This window comes from Pseudomonas sp. FG35 (assembly GCF_057809295.1).
In genome coordinates this window covers 1-8453 of sequence record NZ_JBMDJR010000031.1, presented here as the reverse complement: position 1 = coordinate 8453, position 8453 = coordinate 1, and the positions used below count along the sequence as shown (strand labels likewise).

Genomic DNA, 8453 nt, shown 5'->3' with positions numbered 1-8453 from the left:
GCGACCGCAAAACCTGCGCCTCGAACAGACCATGGATGCTTTGCTGAAGGTCATAGCCGACTTCGGTCGCATTGAAGTGATGCAACAAATACCGACGCTCATCCTCGGCCAGCACGTCCACCTGCTCCAGCAGCGCCTGATCATTGGCGACCATGGCCTGCAACAGCTGCTGCAAGTAACCGGCATAACGCTGAACCGTCGATTGATCGAACAGCGCCGTGGCGTATTCCAGCGAACCCCGGATCACGCCTTGCGCCTCGCCCAAGGTCAGCGACAGATCAAACTTGGCAAAGTGACTCGGCTCGGCCACGCCTTCGAGCGTCAGGTCACCGAGGGCCAGCGTCGCGCCGCTGCCGCTGTCCCAGCTCAGCAGCGTCTGGAACAACGGGCTGTGGGACAGGCTGCGCACCGGCCGGGTGATTTCCACCACCTGCTCGAACGGCAGATCCTGATGGGCCTGCGCTTGCAGCGTGCACGCCTTGACCCGCGCCAGCAACGCCTCGACGCTCAGCGCGCCCGAGGTGTCGATGCGCACGGCCAACGTGTTGACGAACAGCCCGATCAGCCCTTCGATTTCCGCCCGGTTACGGTTGGCGACCGGCGAGCCGATCACCACGTCCGATTGCCCGGACAAGCGTCCGAGCAACATCGCCCACGCGCTCATCACCGCCATATACGGCGTCACGCCATGCCGCTGACACAGCGTCTTGAGACCTGCGCTCAAACGTTCATCCAGCCGGATGTCGACACTGCTGCCGGCGTAGTCCTGCCGGGCCGGGCGTGGACGGTCGGTCGGCAGCATCAACAGCGCCGGCGCACCGGCCAGGGTCTGCTGCCAGTAATCGCTCTGCCGTTGCAAGACTTCACCGCTCAACCAGCGGCGCTGCCACACGGCGTAATCGGTGTACTGCAACGCCAGCGGCGGCAGCGGATCGGCCTCGTCATGGCTGAACGCCTGATACAGCGCCATCAATTCGCGGGTCAGCACCCCCATCGACCAGCCATCGGAGACGATGTGGTGCAGGGTCAGCAACAGCACATGATGATCATCGGCGAGTCGCACCAGACGCCCGCGAATCAGCGGATCGTCCTGTAAATCGAACGGCCCCGACGCTTCGCCCTGAATCAGCGCCTGCAAGGTTTCGTCGGCCTGCGGGTGCTGGCGCAAGTCCTCGACCCGCAACAGCACACCGCTGTCGAGGGGCGCGATCAGCACCTGGGCTTCTTCGTTGAACTGGGCGAAACGGCTGCGCAGGGTTTCGTGACGCTCGACGATCCGCGCCAGTGCCCGTTGCAGGGCCGCTTCGTCGAGCCGACCGCGCAGGCGCAGGCCGAGGGGAATGTTGTAGGCGGTATTGGCGCCCTCCAGTTGCGCCATGAACCACAAGCGTTGCTGGGCGAACGACAACGGCAGCGCGCCCTCGCGTGGCACCGGCCTGATCGCCGGTTGCGTGCAGCGTCCGGACTCGGCCAGCACCTCGGCCAAGGCGGCGAGCTCAGCATTGGCGAACAGCTCGGCGAGGGTCAGTTCCACGCCCAGTCGCTGGCGTACCTGAGACAGCATGCGCATCGCCAGCAGCGAGTGACCGCCCAATTCGAAGAAGTGATCCTGACGCCCGACCTGTTCGACTTGCAGCACTTCGGCCCAGATCTGCGCCAACGTGGTTTCCAGTTCACCTTGCGGCGCCTGATAGTCGCGGGCGAACAAGGCGCTGCGATCCGGCGCGGGCAACGCCTTGCGATCGACTTTGCCGTTGGCAGTCAGTGGCAAGGCGTCGAGTCTGACAAAGGCTGCCGGCACCATGTATTCCGGCAACTGGCTCAGCAGATGCGCCCGCAGCTCCGCCACGGCCAGCGGTTCGACCTGTGGCTGTTCGGTGAAATACGCCACCAGCCGCACTTGGCCAGGTTCGTCTTCGCGGGCTAGCAACACCGCTTCCTGGATGCCGGGCAACTGGTTGAGGCGGGTTTCGATTTCGCCCAGCTCGACACGCACACCACGGATCTTCACCTGATCGTCGTTGCGCCCCAGGTACTCGATGGAACCGTCGGCGCGCCATCGGGCCAGGTCGCCTGTGCGATACATGCGCCCATGATTGAACGGGTCGTTTACAAAACGTTCTTCGGTCAGGTCCGGACGATTCAGGTAACCCCGAGCCACACCGGCGCCGCCTGCATAAAGCTCCCCGGCCACGCCGACCGGTACCGGACGCAGTTGCTCATCGAGCAGGTACACCGTCGCGTTGGCAATCGGTTTGCCAATGTGCAACGCCTGCCCCGCTTCGACGATGCCCGAGGTGGCAACCACCGTGGCCTCGGTCGGGCCGTAGTTGTTCACCACATCGAACGACTGCTGGCGGTTGAACTGACGCAAGCGGTCGCCGCCGATCAGCAGCGTGCGCAAGGTCGGGTGTTCGAGGTTCTGGCTGAAGGCGTATTCGGCCACCGGTGTCGGCAGGAAGCTCACGTCCAGCGGCTGCGCGCGCCACCAGTCGAGCAGCGCGTCCACGTCTTCGCTGCCATCGCGGGCCGGCGCAAGGTGCAGGGTCGCACCGGCACACAGGGCCGGCCAGACTTCCCAGGCCATGGCGTCGAAGCCGAACCCGGCAAGGCTTGAAGTGTGGCGGCCCGCACACAGGTCGAACGCCCGGCAGTGCCAGTCGACGAGGTTGCTCAGGGTGTGGTGTTCGACCATCACGCCTTTGGGCAGACCGGTGGAGCCCGAGGTGTAGATGACGTAGGCCAGGTGCTCGCTGGTCAGGCCCGGCACCTGCGGATTGCCGGGTTCGGTGTCCGGCCAGCCCTGCAAATCGAGGTCGATCACCGGTACATCGAGCGCCGGCAGGCGTTCACGCAAATCACTCAGGCACAACACGGCCACTGGCGCACTGTCGCTCAGCAGATAGTTCAAACGCTCCGCCGGGTGCGCTGGATCCACCGGCACGTAACCGGCCCCCGCCTTGAGAATGGCCACCAGCCCGATCAGCGTGTCGAGCCCGCGCCGGGCAACGATGGCCACCCGATCATCGGCGCGAACACCCAGCCCGATCAGGTGATGGGCCAGGGTATTGGCCTGTCGGTTCAGCTCGGCAAAGGTCAACGCCTGCCCCTGGCAGACTGCCGCAACCGCTTCGGGTCGCTCGATCACTTGCGCTTCGAATCGCTGCGCAATCGTCAGCCCCGACACAAATTCCGCGTGCGTATCGTTGAACGCAACCAGCAACTGTTCACGCTCGTGAGCCGGAACCATGTCCAGTTGTTCCAGCGCCGCCTGATCGTTGGCAACCATCCCGCGCAGCAATTGCTCGAAGTAGCCGGCGTAACGCTGGATCGTCGACTCATCGAACAACGCCGTGGCGTATTCCAGCACGCCGCGAATGCCCTCGCGGGTTTCGCCCAGGGTCAGCGACAGGTCGAACTTGGCGAAGCGAGTCGGACCGGCCACGCTTTCCAGCGCCAGTTCACCCAGCTCCAGCGCCGGCCCGACGCTGTTCTCCCAGCTCAGGGTGTTCTGGAACAACGGACTGTGGGAAAGACTGCGCGCCGGTCGGGTGACTTCCACCACCTGCTCGAACGGCAGGTCCTGATGGGCCTGTGCCTCAAGCGTGCACGCCTTGACCCGGGCCAGCAGCGCCTCGACGCTGATCCCGCCGGAGGTGTCGATGCGCAGGGCCAGGGTATTGATGAACAGCCCGATCAAGCCTTCGATTTCCGCCCGGCCACGGTTGGCAATCGGCGAGCCAATCACCACGTCCGATTGCCCGGACAAGCGACCGAGCAACAGCGCCCAGGCGCTCACCATCGTCATGTACATCGTCACGCCGTGCCGCTGGCTCAACACCTTGAGCCCGGCGCTCAGTGGCCCGTCCAGCCGGAACTCGACACTGCTGCCGGTGTAATCCTGTTGCGCCGGACGCGGACGATCGGTCGGCAGCACCAGCAAGGTCGGGACCCCGGCCAGATTCTGCTGCCAGTAATCGCTCTGCCGTTGCAGCACTTCGCCGCTCAACCAGCGGCGTTGCCAGATCGCGTAATCGGCATATTGCAGCGCCAGTGGCGGTAGCGGATCGGCCTCGCCATGACTGAACGCCTGATACAGCGCCATCAGTTCACGGGTCAGCACGCCCATCGACCAGCCATCGGAGATGATGTGGTGCAGGGTCAACAGCAATACATGGTGATCGTCGGCCAGCCGCACCAGTCGCCCCCGAATCAACGGATCGTTCTGCAACTCGAACGGTGTCGAAGCCTGTTCACGGATCAATGCCTGCATGGCTTCGTCGGCGCGTGAATGCTGACGCAGATCCTCGACCCGCAGCAGCAGGCCGCTGTCGACCGCCGCAATCATCACCTGCACCTCATCGTCATGCGGAACAAAACGGCTGCGCAGGGTTTCGTGACGCTCGACGATCCGCGCCAATGCCTGTTGCAGCGCCACCTCGTCGAGATGGCCGTGCAAACGCAGACCCAGCGGAATGTTGTAGGCGGTGTTGACCCCTTCCATGCGCGCCAGAAACCACAGCCGTTGCTGGGCGAACGACAACGGCAGCGCGCCGTCGCGAGGCACTGGGACAATCGCCGGTTGCGAGCTGCGCCCGGCCTGGTCCAGCACCTCGGCGACCGCCGCCAGTTCGGCATTGGCGAACAACTCGCTCAGGGCCAGTTCAACGCCCAGGCGCTGGCGAACCTGGGACACCATGCGCATCGCCAGCAGCGAATGCCCCCCCAGTTCGAAGAAGTGATCCCGGCGCCCGACCCGCTCGACCTGCAGCATTTCGCCCCAGATTCGCGCCAGCGTAGTTTCCAACTCGCCTTGCGGTGCTTCGTACTCGCGAGTGAACAGCGCCGCGCGATCCGGCGCCGGCAAGGCTTTGCGGTCAACCTTGCCGTTGGCGGTCAGCGGCAATGCGTCCAGTCGCACGAATGCCGCCGGCACCATGTACTCGGGCAACTGCGCCAGCAGGCAAGCACGCAGCTCAGCCACCGGTTGCGGTTCGACCTGAGCCTGTTCGGTGTAATAGGCGACGAGACGCGGCTGGCCGGGTTCGTCTTCGCGGGCCAGCAATACCGCTTCCTGAATACCGGGGAGCTGGTTGAGGCGGGTTTCAATCTCGCCCAGCTCGATGCGCACGCCGCGAATCTTCACCTGGTCGTCGTTGCGTCCCAGGTACTCGAGAGTCCCGTCGCTCTGCCAGCGCGCCAGGTCACCCGTGCGGTACATGCGCCCGCTGTTGAACGGATCGTCGAGAAAGCGCTCGGCCGTCAGTTCCGGACGATTCAGATAACCCCGGGCAACCCCGGCGCCCCCGACATACAACTCCCCCGCCACCCCGATGGGCACCGGACGTTGCTGTTCATCCAGCAAATAGACCGTGGCATTGCTCACCGGCCGACCGATGTGCAGCGCCTGCCCGGCGTCGACCTTGCCCGAGGTCGCCACCACCGTGGCTTCGGTGGGACCGTAGTTGTTGATCACATCGAAGTGCTGGTGACGGCTGAACTGCCGCAGGCGATCTCCGCCGATCAGCAGCGTGCGCAAGGTCGGGTGTTCGAGGTTTTGACTGAAAGCGTATTCGGCCACCGGAGTGGGCAGGAAGCTCACGTCCAGCGGCTGCGCGCGCCACCAGTCGAGCAAGGCGTCGATGTCTTCGTTGCCGTCGCGGGTCGGCGCCAGGTGCAGGGTCGCACCGGCACACAGGGCCGGCCAGACTTCCCAGGCCATGGCGTCGAAGCCGAATCCGGCAAGGCTTGAAGTGTGGCGGCCGGCACACAGATCGAACGCGCCACAGTGCCAGTCGATGAGGTTGGACAGGGTGCGGTGTTCGACCATCACGCCCTTGGGCAACCCGGTCGAGCCCGAGGTGTAGATCACGTAGGCCAGATGCTCGTTGGTCAATCCCGGCACCCGCGGGTCGAGGGCCAGGCTCAGCGGCCAGGAATGGCGGTCGAGGTCGATCACCGGGACGTCCAGTGTCGGCAACCGATCACGCAGATCACTCTGGGTCAGCACCACCACCGGGGCGCTGTCGCTGAGCAGGTAGCTCAGGCGCTCGGCCGGATGCGCCGGGTCGAGCGGCACGTAACCGGCCCCGGCCTTGAGAATCGCCAGCAGTCCGGCCAGCGTGTCGAGCCCGCGTCGAGCGACGATGGCCACGCGATCATCGGGGCGAACGCCCAGGCTGATCAGATGATGGGCCAGGGCGTTGGCGTGCAGGTTCAGCTCGGCATAGGTCACGTGTTCACCGAGGAACACTGCCGCCACCGCTTCCGGCCGTTCGATGACTTGCGCCTCGAAACGTTGGTGAATGGTCAGCCCTTGCGGGTAGTCGGCCCGGGTCGCATTGAAGCCGCGCAAAATCTGCTCGCGCTCCGCCTCCGGCAGGATCGGCACCTGGCTGATCGGCGAATCCGGTGCCTGTTCCAGCGCGGACACCAGGCCGTTCAGGGCACCGCGCATGTAATCGCACACCCGCTGCGGATCGACCTCAGTGGTGGCGAGCAAGGTCAGGCTGAAGGCGTCGCCGAGGTCATCGATACTCAGGGTCAGCGGGTAATTGGTGCGCTCTTCCGAGTGCAGAGTAGTGATGCCTTCCCACGCGGAAAGGGTTTGCGCGCTGGCCGACCCGGCGCCGTGGCTGTGACGGTAATTGAGCAAGGCGCTGAACAGCGGCGTCGGCGCAGCCACACTGCTGCAGCGCTGGGCCAGCGCCAGCGGCGCGTGTTCATGGCGCATCAAGGTGGTCAGGCGCGCGTGGGTCGCCTGCACGGCGATGCGTACGCTCTGGGTGTCGACATCGACCCGCACCGGCAAGGTGTTGATGAAAATGCCCAGCGCCCGGTCAGTCGCTTCGGCCCCTTGCAGTCGCCCCATCAACACTGTGCCGAACACCACGCGTTGCTTGCTGGCGAGCGTGGCCAGCACCTGCGCCCAGGCCAGGTGGAACAGACTGGCCGCGCTCACCCCGAGCTGCCGCGCCTGCCCCCGCAGGCGTTGGCCCAAGGCCGCTTCCACCGGCACGCTCAGCTCGGTGATGCCGTGCCCGTCGCCCTGCACATCCTGCAAGCCGAACGGTAAGGTCGGCTCGTCGATATCGCCGAGCATGTCGCGGAAGAACGCCTCGTGCTCGCTCTCGCTGACACCCAGTCGCGCCTGCGCCACGTAGTCACGAAACGCGACCGGCCGGCCCAGCAGATTGCCCTGCCCCGTGAGGAACGCGCGCATCTCATGGCGCACCACATCGAGGGCCGAGTGATCCAGCGCCATGTGATGGAACAGCAGCGTCGCAACGACTCGTTGCCCGGCTTCGTCCCACGCATGGGCCAGACGCATCATCGGTGCCCGGCCCACATCCATGCGAAATTCCCGGGCATCGAAACGCTCGTGCAAATACGCCAGCGCATCGCCTTCGGCATCGATCTCTTCCACCGGCAATTCAGCGTGACGCCAGACCACTTGCTGCGGTGTATCCAGTCCATCCCAGACCACCGCCGTACGGAGAATGTCATGGCGATCGATCACGGCCTGCAAAGCCTCAACGAACGCGTCCAAGCGCCCGCGATCGGCAAAGGCGAAATGCGCTTGCATCACGTATGGGTCGCCCTGCGTGGCGCTGACATGGTGATAAAGAATGCCTTCCTGCAACGGCGCCAGCGGGTAGATGTCCTGCACATTGGCGGCGCCACCCGGCACGTCGGCAACCAGACGGTCGATGGTCACCTGATCAAGTTCGGCCAGGGTCAGCATCGCCGGGCTGATGCGCGTGGTTCCGGGGGCAATGCCATTGGCCGGCACGTCGACCTGGCCGCTCTTGGTCGCTGAATATTGCCCGGCCTTGATCAGCTCGATCAGCGCCGGTTTGTGCTCGCGCAGCAACGCCAGCACCGCCGGATCACTCAGCGCCTGTTTGTTGCCCTGGACGCGCAACTGGTCGTCGGTGACCGCCAACTGGATGTCTTTAGCCTTGAGTGTTGCCAACAGTTCGATCACGTTCACAGGACGATCTCCATTCTTTCCGTAATTGCGGCGTAACCGGCCAGGGTCGGTTGTTCGAACAACGCCCTGACCTCCGCTTCCATGCCTTCCTGACGTAACCGGCCGATCAGACTGACCGCCAGCAATGAGTGCCCGCCCAGTTCAAAAAAGTTGTCGTGGCGTCCTACCCGTTCCACGTTGAGCAATTCGGCCCAGAGTCCGGCGAGGAGAATTTCCACCTCGCCGACCGGGGCTTCGTATTCGCGGGTGATGGCAGCACTCTGATCCGGCGCCGGCAAGGCCTTGCGGTCGAGCTTGCCGTTGGGGCTCAGTGGCAGCGCACCCAGGTGCACGAATACCGCCGGCACCATGTAATCCGGCAAATGTTCCAGCAGGTGACCGCGCAACACGTCGATTACCAGTCGTGCGCCGGTGTAATAGGCGACCAGACGCTTGTCCCCCGGCACATCTTCGCGGGCCA

2 protein-coding genes are annotated in these 8453 nt (G+C 64.7%); both read right to left on the bottom strand.

Annotated elements, in window-relative coordinates:
- Positions 1–7993, bottom strand: a 7993-nt coding sequence (locus ACODTD_RS28685) for an amino acid adenylation domain-containing protein (protein ID WP_489105438.1), incomplete at its 3' end; no start/stop codon positions are given.
- Positions 7990–8453, bottom strand: a 464-nt coding sequence (locus ACODTD_RS28680; RefSeq protein WP_285358783.1) for a phosphopantetheine-binding protein, incomplete at its 5' end; no start/stop codon positions are given. The genes ACODTD_RS28680 and ACODTD_RS28685, both read right to left, overlap by 4 nt.